The sequence below is a fragment of the Planctomycetota bacterium genome, assembly GCA_033763975.1.
Classification (GTDB): domain Bacteria; phylum Planctomycetota; class Phycisphaerae; order Phycisphaerales; family UBA1924; genus RI-211.
The window spans coordinates 215397-234030 of the sequence record JANRJM010000001.1 but is presented as its reverse complement, the minus strand read 5'-3'; the positions used below and the strand labels follow the sequence as shown (position 1 = coordinate 234030).

Here is an 18634-nt window from a genome sequence, read left to right as displayed (position 1 = left end):
CGCGCCGCTGCGCTTACTTCTTCTTGTCGCCACCACCCGCCGCGGGCTTCGCGCCGGCCGCCGCGGGCTTCGCACCCGCCGCGGGCTTGGCCCCGGCCGCCGCGGGCTTCGCGCCGCCGGCCGCGGGCTTCGCACCCGCCTTGGCCGCGTCCTCGCCCTCGGCGGGCTTCTTGGCGGTGATGACCTCCGGCTCCGCCGCGCCGCCCGCGGCCGCCGCTTCCTCGCCCACCTTCTCCTCGAGCTGCACCACGATCTGCGCGACGATCGCGTGCGAGTCCGTCACGAGGCGCATCTCCTGGGTCGGGAGCTTCACGTCCGCCGCCGAGATGAGCTCCCCGACGTCGAGTTCGTCGACGCGGATCTCGATGTAGTCCGGGAGGTCCACGACGCGGCACTCGATCTCGAGCTCCGACGTCGGGTGCATCAGGATCGCCCCGACCTGCTTGAGGCCCTTGGCCTCGCCGACCAGGTGCACCGGCACCTTCGCCTTCACGCGTTCGTTCAGGTCCACCCGCGCGAAGTCCGCGTGCACGATCGTCGTGCCCATGTGGTCGAACTGCAGGTCCTTCAGCAGCACGACCTGCTCCTGGAACCCGCCCTCGAGCGTCATGCGGAAGACCTTGTCGCCCGAGTGGATCTTGCGGACCGTGTCCCGCGCTTCCGAGAGGTACACGGGCACCGGCTGCTCGCCGTGCCCGTACACGATCGCCGGCAGCCCGCCCGCCTTGCGGATCCGCTCGCAGTACCGCGTGCCCAGCTTCTCACGCTTCTTGACACTGATCAGTGGTGACTTCTCGTGCATGGCTCGTCCCTTTCACAAATCCCGGGTGCTTCATCCCGAATGCCGAATGCCTGTTGCCGAGTGCCGATTCCCGGCACCCGGTGCGTTGCGCTGCCTACCGCTTCGTCCCCGCCGTGTTCTTGAAGAGCGCGCTCACGCTCTCGTTGTGATGGATCCGGTGGATCGCGTGCCCCAGCAGCGGGCCCACCGAGAGCTCGACCAGCTTGGCCCGCAGCGGCGCGACCCGGTCCGTCAGCGGGATCGTGTTGCACACCACCACGCGTGAGATCGGGCTGGCGAGCAGACGCTCGACCGCCGGCCCGACCAGCACGGGGTGCGTCGCGGCCGCGATGACCTCGCGCGCCCCCTTGTCCATCACCAGTTTCGCCGCCTCGCACACCGTCCCGCCCGTCGAGATGATGTCGTCGAACATCAGCACCGTGCGCCCGCGCACGTCGCCGATGAGGTTGCCCGTGGTGACCGTCGACCCGCTCAGGCGCCGCTTGTTGATGATCGCCAGTTCGCCCCCGAGCAGGTTCGCCATGCTCTCGGCCACCTTCACGTTGCCCACGTCCGGGCTCACCAGGCACAGGTCGGGCAGCTCGCCCCGGCGCTGCAGGTCCTTGAAGTAGTCCACGAACACGGGCGTCGCCGACAGATGATCCACCGGCAGGTCGAAGAACCCCTGGATCTGCGCCGCGTGCAGGTCCAGCGCCAGCACGCGGTCCGTGCCCGCCGCCGTGATCAGGTTCGCCACCAGCTTCGCCGTGATCGGCACCCGACCCTCGTCCTTGCGGTCCTGGCGCGCGTACCCGAAGTACGGCAGCACCACCGTGATCCGCCCCGCGCTCGCCCGGCGCAGGCAGTCGATGCAGATCAGCAGTTCCATCAGGTTGTCGTTCACCGGCTCACAGGTCGAGACCACCACGTACACGTCGCGCCCGCGCACGTCCTCGTCGATCTTGACGATCACCTCGCCGTCGGGGAACGTCTGCATCCGCGACTGCCCCGGCTCGCAGTCCAGGAACCGGCACACCTCGGCGGTGAGCTTCACCACCGACCGACCGGCAAACACCCGCAAGTCGCCGTTGGGATCTCTCATGCTCGCCCCGCTTGCGCCGACGTCGCCCGCGCCCGGTAGATCGCGTCCACGCGCGCCAGTTCCTCGGGCGTGTTGATGCTCAGCACGTCCTCGGGCGGCACCGACGCCACCACCTCGACCCGCCCGCCCTCCGACCGCAGCAGCCCCGGCACGTCCGTCAGGTAGTACTCGCCCGTCAGCGCGTTGCGTTCCACGCGCTCGAGCGCGCCGAACAACGCCGCCGATTCGAAGCAGTAGTAGCTCGGGTTCACCTCGCGCACCTCGCGCTGCGCGGGGGTGCAGTTCTTGTGTTCCACGATCGCCATGAACCGCCCGCCCTCGTCGCGGATGATCCGTCCGTAGTTCGTCGGGTCGTCGAGCACCGCCGTCGCCAGCGTCGCCGCCGCGCCCGTCTCCGCATGGCGCGCCACCAGCGTGCGGATCGTCGCCGCGCGGATCAGCGGCCCGTCGCCGCACAGCACCAGCACCGCCCGGCCCGCCGGCACGTCGCGCCGCTCGGGCGTCTTGTCCCCGCCCGCCCCGGCGTACACGCCCCGCGCGGACAGCACCGCGTGCCCCGTCCCGAGCTGCTCGCGCTGCTCCGCGAACTCCACGCCGTACCCGTCCAGCGCCGCGCGCACCAGTTCCTGCTTGTGCCCCACCACGACGATGATGCGTCCCACGCCCGCCTCGCGGCATGCGTTCACCACGGCGCACACCATCGCGCGCCCGCCCACCGGGAACACGACCTTGGGCAGGTCCGACTTCATCCGCGTGCCCTTGCCGGCGCCGAGGATGATCGCGTCGAGTTGTCCGGGACCGGATGCCATGCGACGTGAGCGTCGGCGTGCGCCGGGCGGGCGGGCTCAGCAGACAACGGAAACTGGCCGACCTGGATTCGAACCAGGACAAACAGAACCAAAATCTGCTGTGCTACCGTTACACCATCGGCCAAAGACACGAGGCCGAACCGTCTCGCGCCGCCCTGAGTCCGGGGACGCCGAGACCTCCGACACGTCGTGATCGCACGCCTTCGCGTACCTCCAACTGCCGGTCGAAGACCCGACCGGCCAACGCGGTGGACCACGCGGTCCGCCGCCGCCCGGAGCCCGGGCGAACACGGAGGCCGCGGCAGTGGGTGCCGGCCCCGCTGCGGGGACGCCGGCCGGAACTGGACCTTCCATCAGCCGCGATGGGAAGGCCCCTGTACGTGCCTCGTCGAGCGGCTCTGCCCGCCGCCCGCCTCCGTCACGCACGGTTCCAACGAACCCGCCATCGTAGTGAGCAGCCCCGGCGAGTCAACCATCCGGCGTTTCACCCCCGGGCGCGTTCCCCTCTCCGGCCGCACGACGGATCGCCTGCTCGCTGAACAGGTCGTAGCAACTGGCCAGCAGCCCGACCATCGGGAATGTGCCCTGCAGCGGGCTGGGTCCCAGCCGACGCAGCAGCGGGTGGCTCACCGGCGGCGGCCCCATCGGGATCTCGATCTCGCGCAGCGACGCCGGTGCGTCCCAGAACGTATCGATGACCGTCTCCAGGGGCTCGCCGGGCGTTTCGGAGATCGCCGGGACGTGCTGGGCGTACACCGGCGCCCGCTCCCCCGCGCTCGCCATCGTCCGCTGCTCGCGAAGCCGTTCGAGCAGCTCCGCGCCGTCAAGCCCGCGCAGCGCGAACATGAGGTAGGGCTCCACCGCCAGGCGTTGCGCCACCAGGTACCCCACGCAGCACGCGTGCTTGCACCAGCGCGCGTCCGAGGTCGCGCCCTCGGGCTGCCCGTCGTGCACCGCCGCCCGATGCACGTCGCACGTGCACGACGCCGTCAACTCCTTCGGTTCAACCGGGAAGAGGCGCAGGTCCAGCGGGCCCAGCGCGTCCTCGATGTTCGTGGGCAGTTCGCCCGCGAGCAGTTTGGCGGCGTAGATCGCGCCCTCGCCCATCAGTCGCACCACGCGCTCCCACGACGCCTCGGGTAGCACGCTCATGGAAATCTGCGTGACGTACGGGCGGTCCGAGCGTCCCTGCACCAGCCCCTCGATCTTCCCGGGCGAGATCGTCAGCCGCTTGGTCTGCCCTTCTTTGGCGTACTCGAGCCCTTCGACCATCGCCGTGCCGGGCGCGACACTCTCGATGACGCGCATCCATCGCTGGCCGGCCCACAACACCGGCCCCTCGAGCACGCCGCCCGGCAGCTTTACCCCGCCCCGCACGCGGCGCGGGTGCATCAGCGGCGCCCGCGGGACGGGGCGGCGATCCGGGTTCGGGGGCAGCGTGCTCAAGCCTGAAGCGTTGGCACGAAGCCGCCCAACGTCCACCCGCCGGCCGATCGCCCACAGACAGGGACCGCCGACGCGAGCCGAATGTCCCGCAGGCCAACGCCCGGCTAGAACAGACGCTGCTGGTCCTTCACGTCGCGGACCCGCCCGTCGAGCAGGTTCAACTGCTCCTTGAGTTCGCGCACGCTCTTGAACTGGTAGTACTCGCTCGCGAACCGCACCCACGCCACCTCGTCGACGTCGCGGAGTTTCGCCATCACGCGCTCGCCGATCGTGCTGCTGGGCACCTCGCGGTCGAACTCCTTGTGCAGCTCGTCCTCGATCTCGTCGACCAGCGCGATCTTCCGTTCCTCGGGGATGGGCCGCTTCCCGCACGCCGACTGCACGCCCCGCAGGATGTTGTCGCGGTTGAACGGCTGGTGCGTCCCGTCGCGTTTCACGACCATCAGCCGGTGGGTCTGCTCGACGCGCTCGTAGGTCGTGAAGCGCTTGTGGCACGCGACGCACTCGCGGCGCCGACGGATGACCCGCCCACCCTCGCTCGAGCGCGAATCGATGACCTTGTCGTCGTCTTTGGCGCAGAAGGGGCAGAGCAAGCGTCACCGCGCGGATGCGAGCCGGAAGCGGGGGCGGAATCACGACGAGCAGCCCCGACACCCCGCCGCCGAGCCATGGTGACGGATTCTCCCGGCCGCGTCAACCCTGCTAGCGGGCCGGTCGCGACGCGCCCTCGTCGATGATCGACGCGATCTGCAGGATCTCCGCCGCCTGCTCCGGCGTCGACGTCACCCGCAGCACCCCGTCGTTCACCTCCATCACCCGGCCCACCGCGCACTGCTTCAGCCGGGGCGACACGTTCATCGCCTCGCCCAGCAGGTCGCGCATCTGTACCGGCGACAGGTTCTTGGGACGGAACTCCACCGTGCTCGCCTCGGGCCTCTCCAGCGACGCGGGCATGGGCTGGTCCAGCAGCGTCACCAGCGTGTTCAAGAGGCCGCTGGGCGGGGTGTACTCCACCCGCGCCCCGTCCGTCCGCACGCGGGCGTCGAGCCCCGCCTGCTCCGAGACCGACCGGATGAACCCGGCCATCTTGCCCGAGTCCGCCGCCGCCAACTCCACTCGCAGCCAGTTCCCCTCCCCAACCAGCTCGAACCGGTCCCCGACGTTCGCCGGGGTCTGCGCCGCCACCCCGATCGTCGCCAGTTCCTTGAGGATGAACTCGATCCGCTGGTGCATGCGCGGGGGCGCGCTGATGAACAGCTTCGGCCCGAACCCCTCCATCCGCGCCACCGAGCCGCCGTTGTCCACCCAGTTGTCCGGCTCCACCAGCGCCTGCACGATCTTGCGAACCCGCTCGATCACCTCAGCCGGCTCGTCGATCGTCGCGTCGCCCTGGGCCGCCGCACCTTCCAGCACGCGTGTCAGGTCGTACGTCGCCAGCGTCGCCTCGAGCTCGTCGAAGTACATCGCCGTCGAGATCACCAAACGGCCGTCCCGCACGCGCGCCGCCAGGCTCGACGCCCCTGACAGCCCCAGCGTCGCCGACATCACGTCCAGCGCCTGCGTCAACGGAACGTCCTTCAGCTCCACGCCGACCCACTGGTCGTGCGCCACTTCGACGTTGTTCACGTGCTGCCCGATCCGGTGCCACTGCATCGATGCCGGCAGCTTCGACTGCTTCGACACGTGCTCGAGAAACTCGCTCCACGACATTTCGCTGTCCGTCGTGACGCGCACGTCGGGCAGGTCCGCCACGTTCGCCCGCGCGTCCCCCTCGAACATCGTGACGCTCACCGCGCCCTGCGGCCCGCGCCCCGACAGCCCCGCCACCAGCCCGCCCGCCACCGCCGCCCCGACCACGCCCATCGCCAGGATGTTCATCGCCAGCCTCCTTCGTGTGCGCCGTCCAACCGCGCGGTACCGCCCCGCCAGCTCCGCCGCATCGCCCAGTTCCGCGATTGCGCGGCTTACCGCTCCCGCGTCGCTCTCCCCGCTCACGAGCAGGTCACGCACCCGCTCGCGCATGTGATCGTGCAACTCGCTGCGGATCGCCGCACGCTCCCCCGCCGGCACGTCCAGCAGCCGCGCCACCATGTCGAGCCATGCCGACATCGACGCGTCCGCCGTGCGCTCCGCGCCGATGCGCCCCGCGACCTCTTCCCGGCCCGCGTCCGACGGCGCCAGCGCGCCCGGCGTCGAGGCGGTGCTCGATTTCGCCGCGGCGCTCATGCCGACGCCTCCGACTCGCCGCCCGTGCCGTCGCCCGGGCGTCCCAGTCGTCCGCCGAGCCGTCCGATGAACGACTCCATGATCTCGAGGTACGAGCGGTGCGCGGAGATGTGCTGCTCCAGGCGCTGGCGGCCCTTGGCCGACAGGCTGTACCACTTGCGCTTGCGCCCGTCCTCGCCCGGCTCGGCGCGGTCCGACTTCACTTCTTCCCAGTGCGTCGTGACGAGCCCCTCGTTCTCGAGCCCCTTGAGAAGCGGATACAGCACGCCCGGCGTCAGCCGCACCTTGCCGTCCGACCGCGCCGCGACGGTCTTAGTGATCAGGTAGCCGTAGCTGGGCCCGTCGGCCAGCACCGAGAGAACCACCATCTGCGAAGCGTCTCGTTGGCCGTCTTTCCAGAGCATGCGACAAATATATCGGGCTCCGATATGTCTGTCAATCGCCCTCGTCGTAGTTTTCTGGGAATCCTGGAGCCGCGACGAGGCACGCTGTTCGCGTTCCTTCGTGCCCACGCCGCGGCGGGCGCTCGCCGTGCACCACACCCCGCCCCTGACTATCCTCTCCGCCATGACCGCGACTCGAACGACCAGCACGACGACCACCACCTAGCCCCCGCCGCGGCCATCGATCCCTCGCACTCGACGCCCGGCCCAACAACCGGGCGTTTTTCGTTCCGTCTTCCCCCCGTCTGCCCCGTTGCCTTCCCCCTTGCCCTTTGACCCTTTGCCCTTTGACCATTTGGGATCTCCCCCATGCCCACCATCACCCTGCCCGACGGCAAGACCAAGTCCTTCGCATCGCCCGTCACCGGTCTCGAGGTCGCGCAGTCGATCGGCGCCGGCCTCGCCAAGGCCGCCCTCGCCGTCAAGGTCGACTACGGGCAGGGCCCGCAGACGCAGGACCTGAGCGCCATGATCGACCGTGACGCGACAGTCGCGATCATCACCGCGCCCAAGCCGGGCCAACCGGCCAGCGCCGACGCGCTCTTCCTCATGCGCCACTCTGCGGCTCACGTCATGGCCGAGGCGATCCAGGACATCATGGGCACCGACGTGCAGCTCGCCTACGGGCCGCCCACCGACACCGGCTTTTTCTACGACATGTTCGTGCCCGACGGCAAGAAGCTCTCCAGCGATCGCTTCGCCGAGATCAACCAGCGCATCGCCGAGATCATCAAGGAAGACCGCCCCTTCCGCCGGTACGAGATGGAGGCCGTCCCCGCGTTCACCAAGCTCGTGGAAGAGGGCAACAAGTACAAGTTCGACAACGCCGCCCGGGCCATGGCCGCGGGGCTCGAGGCCGACGCGCCGGGCGTCAAGATGATCACGTCGGTGTGGGACAGCTCGCGCACGCCCTACCGCGCGGATGGGCGGCTGTCGTTCTACTGCACCGGCGAACCGGGCAAGAACTGGGAAGACCTCTGCCGCGGGCCGCACGTCCCCAGCACCGGCCGCATCGGCGCCGCGTGCGTGCTCTCGCTCGCGTCGTCGTACTGGCACGGCGACGAGAACTCCGACCGCCTCACCCGGGTGTACGGCACGGCGTTCCCCACGCAGGCCGATCTCGACGCGTACCTGCGGCAGCGCGAAGAGGCCGCCAAGCGTGACCACCGCGTCATCGGCAAGGCGCTCCGGCTGTTCCACATCGACGAGGACGTGGGCCAGGGCCTCATCCTCTGGACCCCTCGCGGCTCGGTGGTCCGCAAGGAACTCCAGACGTTCATCGGCAGCGAGCTCAAGAAGCAGGGCTACACCGAGGTCTTCACCCCGCACATCGGGCGCCTCGAACTCTACAAGACCTCCGGACACTTCCCCTACTACAAGGACAGCCAGTTCGCGCCGATCGTCGAGCGTCAGACCCTCGAACAGCTCATGAAGGAAGGCTGCACCTGCGCCGACATGATGCACCGCGTCGAGGGCGTGTCGGCGCGCCTCGCCGCCGGCATCAACGAGCGCACCGGCGCACAGACCATCGCCCCCGAACGCGTCATGGCCGACGAGCAGCTCATCGAGGGCTTCATGCTCCGCCCCATGAACTGCCCGCACCACGCCAAGATCTTCGGCAGTTCGCCCCACTCGTACCGCGACATGCCCGTCCGCCTCGCCGAGTTCGGCACCGTCTACCGCTGGGAGCAGTCGGGCGAACTCAACGGCATGACCCGCGTGCGGGGCTTCACCCAGGACGATGCGCATCTCTTCTGCACCGAGCAGCAGATCCCCGGCGAGATCCAGGGCTGTCTTTCCCTCGTCAAGACGATCTTCGCCACGCTGGGCATGAAGGACTACCGCGTGCGCGTGGGCCTGCGCGACCCCGACAGCAGCAAGTACACGGGCTCGGGCGAGAGCTGGGACAAGGCCGAGGCCGCCTGTATCGCCGCCGCCCAGTCCCTGGGCGTCGCGTTCAGCAAGGAGCCCGGCGAGGCCGCGTTCTACGGGCCCAAGATCGACTTCGTCGTCAAGGACGTCATCGGCCGCGAGTGGCAGCTCGGCACCGTCCAGGTCGATTACCAGATGGGCAACCGGTTCGACCTCTCCTACATCGGCCCCGACAACAAGCCCCACCGCCCCGTGGTCATCCACCGCGCGCCGTTCGGCAGCATGGAGCGATTCTGCGGCGTGCTCATCGAGCACTTCGCCGGCGCGTTCCCCACCTGGCTCGCGCCCGAGCAGGTCCGCGTGCTGCCCATCTCCGAGAAGACCAACGAGTACGCCGCCCGGGTGGCCCGCTCGCTCCGCGAGCGGGAAGTCCGCGTCACCACCGACCTGGGCTCGGACCGCATCCAGGGCAAGGTCAAGGTCGCGGCCGACGAGAAGATCCCGTACATGCTCATCGTCGGCCCGCGCGACGCCGAATCCACCAGCGTGTCCGTCCGCATGCGGGGCGTCGAGAAGGACCTGGGCGCGATGCCGCTCGAGGCCTTCGTCTCCGGCATCGTCGCCGAGATCGCCGACCGGCGCGCGGAGCTCGCCGTCAAGCCCGCACGAGAATGACCAGTCCCCGTGCTCGACCCGGCGGCCCGAAGCAGCGCGTGCTGAGCACACGCGGCGTTCCGCGAGCGCACGCGCGACGTTTCCGCGCGGGCGAGGCGAGGCGGCAGTATTCGTGACGGGCACTCGCGCCCTGGCGTGCGCGACCTAGGAGAACAAGGACCGGCACGACGTCAAGTCGGCGACACGCCGGACGGTGCTGAGCGCGTCCTTGCAGGCCGCGTAGTTCGCGGCGGCCTTGTCACGGGCCTTCTTGAGATCGTCGTACTTCTTCGCGAGTTCGGCGCGGGTCTCCTCGACCGACTTCCAGGTCTTCTCGCCGGTGTCCTGGGCGTTCTCGAGGCTGGAGGCGTATCGCGGGGCCCACGCCTCGGGCGAGGTGTCTGTGTCCTTCGGCCCGTAGCAGATGACCACGCGTTGGGCGTCGCGCACGGCCTGCTTGGCGCCGGCGGAGCCCTTGCCGCGCAGCAGCGGCGTGCGCTCGGTGGGGACGACGGTGGCGCAGCGCGGGGCAGCGCCGGCCGAATCCGCGGACGGGTCGGAGACGTGCTTGGCGCAGTTCTGCTCGGTGATCCAGGTCCGCAGCGATTTGCCGATGTCGCCGGGGTGCTCGGCGTTGCCCCAGCGCTTGCGCAGGTACACCTCCATCTCGCACAGCTCGCGCAGCGTGGCCTGCGTGTACGCGAGCAGGTACGTGCTGTAGTGCGCGAACTTCTGGTAGTGCGTCTCGAACTTCACCGCGCCCCACGTGTACGCCGCGGCCTCGTCGCAGCTCGTGAAGTCCGGGCTCACGTCCAGGTACTCCGCGGCGTCGAAGTCGAACTGGCAGTTGGGATCGTGGCGGATCGACTCCTGCAGGGCTTCGATGCGTCGGCACAGCGACTCGCGTGCGCCCTCGGTCTCCTTCTGACGCTCGCGGAGCAGCGCGTCGTCGTTGCGGAGGGCGAACAGCTCGTCGCCGATCGCGCTCTGCTCGCTCTGCAGGAAGCCGAGCGTCTTGGCCCGCCACTGCTTTCGCAGCGGGAACTTCGCGTCGCCCTGCGCGCTGTCGATCTGCGCCTTGGTGTTGAACCAGTCGATGTACGTCTCGTGCCGGGCCTTGATCTTCACTCGCTGGTCCTTGAGTCGCGTCATGTTCTTCTGGGCGCTCAGGAAGTGCGCGACGACCTTCTCGCCGAACTCGGCGATGGCGTCGGGCTCGACATCGAGGGCGAGCTGTCCGGCCGCGCCAGCCGCCGCCGGGGCCTTGGATCGCGCGGCCTTCAGCGAATCGCTGAGCTTGGCCTCGTCACGCTGCTTGCCCTTCGCGTCCAGCGCGTAGTGGGTCGCCTTCTTGCCCGCCGCGAGCGCCAGCCGCGCGGGCAGCACCACCGCGAGCCCCGCGCCGCCGGTGGTGACGGTGATCACGAGGCTGACGGCGTAGAAGGCCAGGTTGATCGCGAGCTTCTGCTTGTCGATCTTGGCGGTGTTGGACTTGAACTTCGTCCACGCGCGCTCCGCGAGCGGGCGGTTCTCGATGTTGCCGTAGACGTGCAGCAGCATCCGGGCCAGCCGGAGCTCGCCCGGATCACTCCCCTCGAAGAACGCGTCGTCGTCGCCTCGCGACCACGCCACCGCGCCCGCGTAGTTGTTGACGCGGCTCGCCGGCGCGTCGGCGGCGGCGCCCTCGTCCGCGACGGCCTTGATCGTGACCTTGCTGTCGTCCAGCATCCCGGAGACGAACCGCTCGAACCGGTCGAGCATGGGGCTTGCCTCGACCTCGGCCCTGGCCAGGGCCTCGTCGCACGCCGCCATGGCGGCGCGCTCCTGCGTGGAGAGCAGCGGCGCGAACTCGCTCTCGGCGTCGGTCGCGAGGCCCTCCTGCAGGCGCTCCTTCCACCGACGCTTCAGCGCCGCCTCGGCTTCGTCCTTCTTCCCGCCGGATTCCCGCGCGCTCAGCGCGTCCTGCACGAGCTCGTTCTGCGACAGGTCGTACAGCGCCTGCTGGGCCTCGTTCAGCTCGAACTCCGCGGCGATCAGCGACTGCGCCGTGGAGAGAAGATCGGTGGCCTCCTTGTCGGACTTCTTGCCCTGGTCGTCGTCGAAGGCGAGGGTCTTGGTGCGCCAGTCCGACAGGCGACGCTTGGGCGTGCCCTTGCCCGTGCCGGGCAGCGCGCCGTGACGCGCGGCGCTCGCGGGAGACTCGATGGCCGTCACGACTTGGCTGGTCTCGTCCACCATCGCCGTGTAGCCGCCGGGCGCGCGGATCCGCTCGGCGAGGGATGGCGTGACCATGCCCATGGCCTTCGCCTGCGAGAGCTGCGCGGCGACGCGGCCTTTGTCGCCGTAGCAGACCTTGCGGCACGACAGGTGCGAGCCGTGCTCGAAGAACTCGCTCACGTTGTCGAGGCGCCAGAACTCGCCCTCGTCCCATTCCGTCAGCCACCCTTCCGCGATCTTGGCGGACTGCTGGAGGAACACGATCGTGCTGGCGAGGTAGTAGCGCGCCTTGTCCACATGGTGCAGCATGCTGTAGAGCTCGTACAGCACGTCCCACGCGTGGGCGCAGTTCAGGAACTCCTCGTCGGGCGCCCGCTCCTCGCGGTACGGGAACACGCGGACGAGCCGCTCGTGAAAGAACCTGGCCCGGGCCATGTGGCGCTGCACCTTGGGCAGCTCCTCGCCGATCGCCGCCAGCAGGTTGGGCAACTGCTCGGCCACCTCCCGTTCCGCGCGGGCGTCCTCGTCCTCGTCGGGCGGGGGTTCCTGCGCAGCGGCGGCCTCCTCCTCTTCTTCGTCGGGCTCGCCCAGGGCCGCGTCCGCGGTCGCCTCCCATTCCTCGATGGTCGTGGGGATGCTCGGGTCGGCGATCGCGCCGGCCGCCGACGCCACCGCACCGGCCGTCCCGCGTGCCGTGTCCGCCGCCTCGCGCGCGCTGGCGAGTTCTTCCGGCTCGCCCTCGCCTTCGGCGAACTCGGAAGCGGCGCCCGAGGCCTGCTCCTGCTTGGCGCTGGCGTACGCGTCGAGCTTGCTCTTGAGGTCTGTCTGCTCCCGGGCCTTCTCCCCCCACTGCTTGCCGTTGAACGAGATCTGCATCGACAGGTTGGACTTGATGTTGAGCGAGACCAGCGGGCCGAGGTCTTCCAGCGTGGGCAGGTCCAGCAGTTCGGCGACCTCGCCCGTCACAAACTGGGCGATCGTCTCGCTCGTCACGCCGTTCTTGGCAAAGAGGTGCGCGAGCTTGATGTTCGCGTGGTCGCGGTAGGCGCGCGCCCGGATGTCGTGCACGCACGCGCCGATCAGCGACTTGGGGTCGAATGCCTCGGCGGCGGCGTCGTTCCCGCCGTCGCTCTCGGGCGCGGGGGCGACCTTGTTCGACCGCCTCGACGCGCCGGCCGACGCACGGGCCGGGGGCTGGGCGGGTTGGACGGCGGCCATCTTGAGCCGCTGGCGATTGGCGTCGTACTCGAGAAACCGATCGATCGTCGCGGCGACCGCGTCGAAGGCTTCCTTGACGTCGTAGGTGCGCGGCCCCTTGATTTCCAGATCTACCGCCATGGTGGGTCCTTGTTGCGGAGGGGCCGATCAGGAGCCGAAGCGCGCCTTGAGCGCGTCGCGGGTCGCGTCGTTCATGGTGCCGGTAGGATCGAGCAACTCGTCCTGCTGGAAACTCGAGATGGCGGCCGCGGCGCTGCTGCTGCGCAGGTCGGTCTCGCCGTCCTCGATGGCATACCCCAGCGCATGCAGGCGCTGGCTGACGCCTCGGGCCAGGGTGATGGGGTCGATGCCGCCGAGCGCGAACTCGTACGATCGCCCGAGCTCGTCCACGATGATCTTCGCCATCCTCGCGCCCGGCGGGATCGACTCGGTCACCGTCCCGGCCGCGTCCGTCGTGCCGTCGCGGCTCTTGCCGTCGATCACGATCCGATAGGGCTTATTCGCGAACGGGTTGCCCTTGTGGTCGAGCAAGATCACCGAGAGAATCTCCGGCACGCCGCGTCGGCGGAACCGGTGCTTCTGCTCGGTCGCGACGTCTTCGAGCTTCTCCCGGCGCTTGGGCACGCGGACGATGTCGCCCGCGGCCAGGATGTTCATATCCCCGCGGAGGGTTCGGAGCGCCTCGTTCTCCGCCCACTCCCAGATGGTGTCGGGGAAGAAGCCGTGCGCGAACGCGATGCTCTCCACACCGTCGCCGTCGCGCACGGTGTGCTCAAAGTCCAGTTGCAACTCCCCGGAAGACCCCCCGCCCGCCGACCCGTCGGCCCCCCGCCCTTCCGGCGGACCGCTCGACCCCGCGCTGTCGGTCATTCGCACACCCCCCGTGACCCGGGCAGAAGTCCGGCCCGGACTCGAGCGGCGAGTATATCACGCAGTTTCACGGGGTTTGCGTGCGGTTGAATCGTCGCACCGTTCCGCAACGGCATCGGTCGGGCTCGCTACTCGTCGAGCGCTCGCAGTCGCAGCACGCGCAGGCGCCGGAAGTCACGCCGCTGGACGACGCGAAACTCTCGCTCGACTTCGGCGAGTTCGTCCGCGCCGATCCCGTGCCAGTTGGGGTTGACGATCAGCCAGGCCTCGAGCGTGTTCGCGGTCTCCATGGCCGCCCGGATCGCCCGCGCGGGCGGCTCGTCGCGCCCTATCTCCGCACGGCGCGCCCGGGGCAGGTAGTACTCCACCGGCAGCATCGGCGTGCGCGAGACGACCAGCACCCCGCGCCCGACGCCGTCCCGCTCGTCGCGTTCCGATGCGTCGCCCAGCCCGGCCTCAACCCCGCCGATGTACGCGCACGCCCCGCGCCAGTCGGGGTTCGGGTACATCAGCGTGTCACGCCCGGCGCTCCACGTCACCAGCCCCACGCTCGACACCAGCGCCACGATCGGCAGCCCCCACCTCGAGAACGCTCGCCACCGCCCGGCGCCGATCGCGCCCACGCCCAGCACCGCCGCCAGCAGCGGCAGCATCACCAGCAGGTTCCGCTCCTGGTACACCCGCGCCGCCGAGCCCCGCGCGACCAGGATCTCGCTCGCCACGACCATCACGCACATCGGGGCGGCCAACGCGACCAGCACTACCCGCCCCGACGAATCCCGCGCGACCGCGCGCACCCCCGCGACAAGCGAGGGCAGCACGACCGGGGCCATGAGCAGCGCGACCAGAGGCCACGCCCGCTGCCCCGTCGGCACGAGCGCGTTGCCCGTCGGGAAGTACACCAGCAGCAGGCGCATCGCCTCGGGCACGCTGAAGTAGCGCAGGTAGTCTCGCTGCAGTTCTGACGCGTGGGCCGCCTTGTGCACGAGCAGCGGCGACGCGAGCAGCACCGTCCCCACGGCGCACACCACGGGCACCACCCACGCCCGCCGCTCGGGCGCACGCCCCTGCCCCCACAGCGTCCACGCGATCCACGCGAACGGCAGCACCAGCAGCGACTGAAAATCGGTCCAGATCGCGAGCGCGCCGGCGATCGCCGCCAGCGCCACCCTGCCCCCGGTGCGCCCGACGCACGCGCGGTCCAGCGTCCACAGGCCCAGCGTCGCGAGCAGCGCGGTCACGATGTTGTTCTTCGCCTCGCACGAGTACCACACGTGCGCGGGCGTGAGCCACAGCCACGCCGCCGCCCATCGGGCCGCGGACCGCCCCCACCGCTCGCGCACCCACGCGAAGACGACGAGCACCAGCGCCGCCCCGGCGAGCACGCCCGGCAGACGGATGACCCACTCGCGATCACCGAACAGGTGCACCCATGCGTACATGACGGCGTTGTAGAGCGGGTTGTGCACGTCGTGCCAGAGGAGGGCCCCGATGCGCTCGGGCGTGAGCACGACCCGCGTGCGAAAGACCTCGTCGAACCACAGGCTCTGGGTGAGGCGCGGGAGGCGCACCAGCAGGCCGGCCAGCACGATGGCGCCGACCGCCGCGACGGCGAGGGTGTTGGTCGTAGCGCCGGCGCGCACGCGCGTGCGCGCGTCGGGTGTGGTGCTGTCCGCGCTGGTTCGCCCCCGCATCGCGCACACGATACCGACCGCGCGGGCGGAGGAGGCTCGGCGAGAAGTCTCACGCAGAAATGAAACAGGCCGGCGGTTGCCGGCCTGCTCGAGAGCGATTTCGTATCACGGTTCTTCCGGGATGGGAAGGCGGGCGTCAGTCGGAGCGGCGGAGCCGATCAGGCCGGACGCACGGGCGTGACAGGGGGGTTTACCACCCGCCGCGGCCGCCGCCGCCACCACCACCGCCGCCGTAGCCACCGCGCCCGCCGCCGCCGCCACCGCCGCGGCTGCCGCCGAACCCGCCACGACCGCCGCCGCCGCCGCCTTCACGGGGCTTGGCCTCGTTGACGGTGAGGTCGCGCCCGCCGACGTTCTGGCCGTTCAGGCCGGCGATCGCCGCCTGCGCGTGCTCGTCATTGACGAACTCGACGAACCCGAACCCGCGGGGGCGGCCGGTGTCACGGTCCATGACCAGCGAGGCCGAGGAGACCTCGCCGTACTGCGAGAACATCTCGCGCAGCTCGGACTCGGTGGTGTTGAACGAGAGATTCCCGACGTACAGCTTCTTCATCTGAGACTTTCCAACTTCGCCCGAATGGACTCTTGTAACCGGTGCTCAAACTCGGGCGAGTGAGAAAGCGTCGGGAGCCTGAGAGGACTCGACCGACAGGGCCGGGCCAGGACAGGACGCGTCATGCTAGGCGCGCCGCGTCGGGATGTCACCTCGCGCCGCGTCCTCCCCGCGCTATTGCGGGCACGGCGACCCGGCCACCGTCTGCGTCAGCGCCGCGACGTCGTCCTGATCGACGTTGCCGTCGCCGTTGAAGTCAGGATTGCACTCGCTCGGCTCCGGAACGAAGATCCCCGTCGCCGCGCTGGTGGTGAGCCCGCAGGGGCTGCTCGCGACCAGCGTGTACACGCCCGTGTCTCCGGGCTGCGCGTCGGTCACCTGCAGCGACGGCGTCGTCGCGCCCGAGATGCGGGCGCTGTCGAACACCGGCTGCCCGTTGCGGTGCCAGCGGAGCGAAACCGGCGGCGTGCCCGACACGAACGCCGTCCGCGTGAACGACCCGCCCGGGCTGACGCTCGCAACACCCTGGGAGAGCCCCGAGATCATCGGCCCGACGCCGGGCGTGCTCCGCACGATGTTCCGCGCATCGACTCCCGCGCAGCGATTGAACTCGCCCCCGATGAACAGCCCGGGCCCGAGCGCGTCGGTGAGGTGCGCCACCACGAGCACGCGTGCGCCGATGAACAGGGGCGGCGTGCGCGACGAGATCGGCAGCCACCCCAGCGCCGCGTCGTACTGCGCCACGGCCTGCGTGTTCTGATTCTGCGACGACCCGGCCCACTGGAACTCGCCCCCCGCGATGAGCCGCCCGTTCGACCACGCGAGCGACCACACGCGGCCGCTCGTGCCGCCGATGGGCGCGCCCCACTGGGTGTTCGTCCACACCGCGAGGTTCTGCACCTGCTGCCCGCCGATGACGAAGAGGTTGCCGCCCGCGAAGAGCGCCGGCTGCCCGCCGAGCATGCCCGACGCGAGCGAGAACACCTCGCCGCTGGACACCTCCGCGCCCACGGAGGCGTATTGGAACCCGTCGTAGCGGATGACGGCGCCGGCGATGCTCGGCCCGGGGCCGTTGGCGAAGAGCGACTGCCCGCCGATGAACAGCGACGTCACGCCGTTGACCGGGTGCAGCGTGAGGGCGTTGACGCGCCCGCCGCTCAGGTTGTACTGCCCGCCCGGGCGGACCCAGCCGCCCGGCGTCCACGCCGCCAGGTTGAGCGCCGAAGCGCCGGGCAGAGAGATGTTGAACTGCCCGCCGATGTACAGCGCGCCGGCGAACGGCTGCAAGGCCCGCACCTCCGCCCCACTGAATCCCGTGCCCACCGCCGACCACGCGGTGCCGTTCCACTTGGCGAGCTTGTTCGCGGGCTGCCCGCCGGCGATGTTGAACCGCCCGCCCGCGTACAACGCCGGGCCCGTGCCGTCGTCGTACACCGCCAGCGCGAACACCTCGCTGTCAACCCCCGTGCCGAGCGTCGAGAACGTCGCTCCGTCCCAGCGCACGATGTTGAACGCCGGCACCGCGCCGACGCCGCTGAACTGGCCCCCGATGTACACGTCCGGCCCGTTGCCGTCGTCGAACACCACCACCGCGTTCACGCGCCCGTTGATCCCGTTCTGCGGCGTGCCGATCGCCGCCCAATCCACGCACTGCGCCCGGGCCGCTCCGCCCGTCAGACAGACCGTCAGCACCACCACCAACGCCGCGAACGCCTCGACTACGCGACTGCGCATGTCACACCTCCCGGGTGGCGTCAGGATACCGCGCCCACGCGCGTTCTCCGTGAAGCCTGCGCTAGACCATGACACCCGACCGGCCCGGGCCCGTACGGCTCGGTCGCTACGCTCCGGCGTGCGCGAGTCGCTCCAGGCCTGCGTTCGAGATCTGTTCGATCCGCCCCCGATCGCCCGCCGCACGCTCTCGCGCGGCGTCGGGGGCGAGGTGCTCCGCGTCACGCTCGCGTCCGGCGAGGATCGCGTCGTCAAACTCTCACCCGGCGAGCTCGACCTGCGCGTCGAGGCTCGCATGCTCGATCTGCTCCGCGCCGCCGGCCTCCCGACGCCCCGCGTGCACCGGGCGACGCACGACGCGCTCGTCATGGACGCCGTCGACACCGGCGGGTCCTCCGGCGCGGGCGTCGAGCGCCACGCCGCAGAACTGCTCGCCGCGCTGCACGACCACACGAGCCCGGACGGCACGTACGGCCTGCATGAAGCCAACACGATCGGCCCCCTCCCGCAGGACAACACGCCCGGCCGGGGTTGGGTCGAGTTCTACGGCACGCGCCGCCTGCGCACGATGGCCGACCTGGCCGCCCGGCGCGGGTCGCTGCTCTCAAGTCCCCGCGCGCGCCTGGAGCGGCTGGTCGGGCGACTCGGCGAGTTCATCCCCGATACGCCGCGTCCGGGCCTGGTCCACGGGGATGTCTGGGGCGGGAACGTCCTGTGCCGCGCCGGCCGCGTCGCGGCGTTCATCGATCCGGCGCCGTACTACGCCGACCCGGAGGTCGAACTGGCGTTCATCACGATGTTCGGCACGTTCGGGCAAGAGTTCTTCCGGGAGTACGGCGCGCGGCGCCCGATCGACGCGGGGTTTTGGGATTCGCGGCGCGACGTGTACCTGCTGTACCCGGTGCTCGTGCACGTCGCGTTGTTTCCGGGCCGGTACGACGCCCATCTCGACGAAACGCTGACGCGCCTGGGATTCTGACCGCGCCCCGCGCGTGTCGCCACCGAAGTCTGGTATGCT

At 70.2% G+C, this 18634-nt stretch carries 14 protein-coding genes and 1 tRNA gene; 2 read left to right on the top strand and 13 right to left on the bottom strand.

Features of this window, described 5'->3' with window-relative positions; translation table 11 throughout:
* Nucleotides 1-13 precede the first annotated feature (13 nt).
* From SFY69_01045 to SFY69_01010, 8 genes are all read right to left on the bottom strand, one after another.
* Nucleotides 14-802 carry a 50S ribosomal protein L25 gene (locus SFY69_01045; protein MDX2130619.1) on the bottom strand — a complete coding sequence of 263 codons (789 nt, stop codon included), beginning with the start codon at nt 800-802 and terminating at the stop codon, nt 14-16.
* Nucleotides 803-896: 94 nt separating this feature from the next.
* Complete coding sequence (locus tag SFY69_01040; GenBank protein ID MDX2130618.1) at nt 897-1883, bottom strand: ribose-phosphate pyrophosphokinase; 987 nt, start codon at nt 1881-1883, stop codon at nt 897-899.
* Entirely contained in the window at nt 1880-2692 is an 813-nt protein-coding gene (locus SFY69_01035; protein MDX2130617.1) for an NTP transferase domain-containing protein, read from the bottom strand. The genes SFY69_01040 and SFY69_01035 overlap by 4 nt, the downstream gene beginning before the upstream one ends.
* 53 nt (nt 2693-2745) lie before the next feature.
* Nucleotides 2746-2816, bottom strand: a tRNA-Gln gene (locus SFY69_01030).
* Nucleotides 2817-3160: 344 nt separating this feature from the next.
* Nucleotides 3161-4138 carry a hypothetical protein gene (locus SFY69_01025; protein ID MDX2130616.1) on the bottom strand — a complete coding sequence of 326 codons (978 nt, stop codon included), beginning with the start codon at nt 4136-4138 and terminating at the stop codon, nt 3161-3163.
* Nucleotides 4139-4242: 104 nt separating this feature from the next.
* Nucleotides 4243-4731 carry a transcriptional regulator NrdR gene (gene nrdR / locus SFY69_01020; GenBank protein ID MDX2130615.1) on the bottom strand — a complete coding sequence of 163 codons (489 nt, stop codon included), beginning with the start codon at nt 4729-4731 and terminating at the stop codon, nt 4243-4245.
* 109 nt (nt 4732-4840) lie between these two features.
* A complete protein-coding gene (locus SFY69_01015) occupies nt 4841-6364 on the bottom strand; it encodes a hypothetical protein (protein MDX2130614.1) in 1524 nt (507 codons plus the stop codon).
* Entirely contained in the window at nt 6361-6768 is a 408-nt protein-coding gene (locus SFY69_01010; protein MDX2130613.1) for a PadR family transcriptional regulator, read from the bottom strand. The genes SFY69_01015 and SFY69_01010 overlap by 4 nt, the downstream gene beginning before the upstream one ends.
* 348 nt (nt 6769-7116) lie before the next feature.
* Between SFY69_01010 and thrS the strand changes: the two genes are divergently transcribed.
* Nucleotides 7117-9354: a threonine--tRNA ligase gene (gene thrS, locus SFY69_01005; GenBank protein MDX2130612.1), complete on the top strand. Its 2238-nt coding sequence runs from the start codon at nt 7117-7119 to the stop codon at nt 9352-9354.
* 144 nt (nt 9355-9498) lie between these two features.
* On the opposite strand, the gene SFY69_01000 is transcribed toward thrS, so the two are convergent.
* From SFY69_01000 to SFY69_00980, 5 genes are all read right to left on the bottom strand, one after another.
* Nucleotides 9499-12888 carry a hypothetical protein gene (locus SFY69_01000; protein MDX2130611.1) on the bottom strand — a complete coding sequence of 1130 codons (3390 nt, stop codon included), beginning with the start codon at nt 12886-12888 and terminating at the stop codon, nt 9499-9501.
* A 27-nt stretch (nt 12889-12915) separates the two neighbouring features.
* Nucleotides 12916-13638: a hypothetical protein gene (locus tag SFY69_00995; protein ID MDX2130610.1), complete on the bottom strand. Its 723-nt coding sequence runs from the start codon at nt 13636-13638 to the stop codon at nt 12916-12918.
* Between the two features lie 128 nt (nt 13639-13766).
* A complete protein-coding gene (locus SFY69_00990; GenBank protein MDX2130609.1) occupies nt 13767-15332 on the bottom strand; it encodes a glycosyltransferase family 39 protein in 1566 nt (521 codons plus the stop codon).
* Nucleotides 15333-15522: 190 nt separating this feature from the next.
* A complete protein-coding gene (locus SFY69_00985) occupies nt 15523-15885 on the bottom strand; it encodes an RNA-binding protein (protein ID MDX2130608.1) in 363 nt (120 codons plus the stop codon).
* A gap of 174 nt (nt 15886-16059) precedes the next feature.
* A complete protein-coding gene (locus SFY69_00980) occupies nt 16060-17619 on the bottom strand; it encodes an immunoglobulin domain-containing protein (protein ID MDX2130607.1) in 1560 nt (519 codons plus the stop codon).
* A 118-nt stretch (nt 17620-17737) separates the two neighbouring features.
* Here SFY69_00980 and SFY69_00975 point away from each other — a divergent pair, with 118 nt between their 5' ends.
* Nucleotides 17738-18595, top strand: a complete 858-nt coding sequence (locus tag SFY69_00975; GenBank protein ID MDX2130606.1) for a fructosamine kinase family protein — start codon at nt 17738-17740, stop codon at nt 18593-18595.
* Nucleotides 18596-18634: the final 39 nt, after the last annotated feature.

Coding starts and splice junctions, on each gene's coding strand:
- SFY69_01045 (MDX2130619.1), bottom strand. CDS start 802: ATGCACGAGAAGTCACCACTGATCAGTGTCAAGAAGCGTGAGAAGCTG.
- SFY69_01040 (MDX2130618.1), bottom strand. CDS start 1,883: ATGAGAGATCCCAACGGCGACTTGCGGGTGTTTGCCGGTCGGTCGGTG.
- SFY69_01035 (MDX2130617.1), bottom strand. CDS start 2,692: ATGGCATCCGGTCCCGGACAACTCGACGCGATCATCCTCGGCGCCGGC.
- SFY69_01015 (MDX2130614.1), bottom strand. CDS start 6,364: ATGAGCGCCGCGGCGAAATCGAGCACCGCCTCGACGCCGGGCGCGCTG.
- SFY69_01010 (MDX2130613.1), bottom strand. CDS start 6,768: ATGCTCTGGAAAGACGGCCAACGAGACGCTTCGCAGATGGTGGTTCTC.
- thrS (MDX2130612.1), top strand. CDS start 7,117: ATGCCCACCATCACCCTGCCCGACGGCAAGACCAAGTCCTTCGCATCG.
- SFY69_01000 (MDX2130611.1), bottom strand. CDS start 12,888: ATGGCGGTAGATCTGGAAATCAAGGGGCCGCGCACCTACGACGTCAAG.
- SFY69_00995 (MDX2130610.1), bottom strand. CDS start 13,638: ATGACCGACAGCGCGGGGTCGAGCGGTCCGCCGGAAGGGCGGGGGGCC.
- SFY69_00990 (MDX2130609.1), bottom strand. CDS start 15,332: ATGCGGGGGCGAACCAGCGCGGACAGCACCACACCCGACGCGCGCACG.
- SFY69_00985 (MDX2130608.1), bottom strand. CDS start 15,885: ATGAAGAAGCTGTACGTCGGGAATCTCTCGTTCAACACCACCGAGTCC.
- SFY69_00980 (MDX2130607.1), bottom strand. CDS start 17,619: ATGCGCAGTCGCGTAGTCGAGGCGTTCGCGGCGTTGGTGGTGGTGCTG.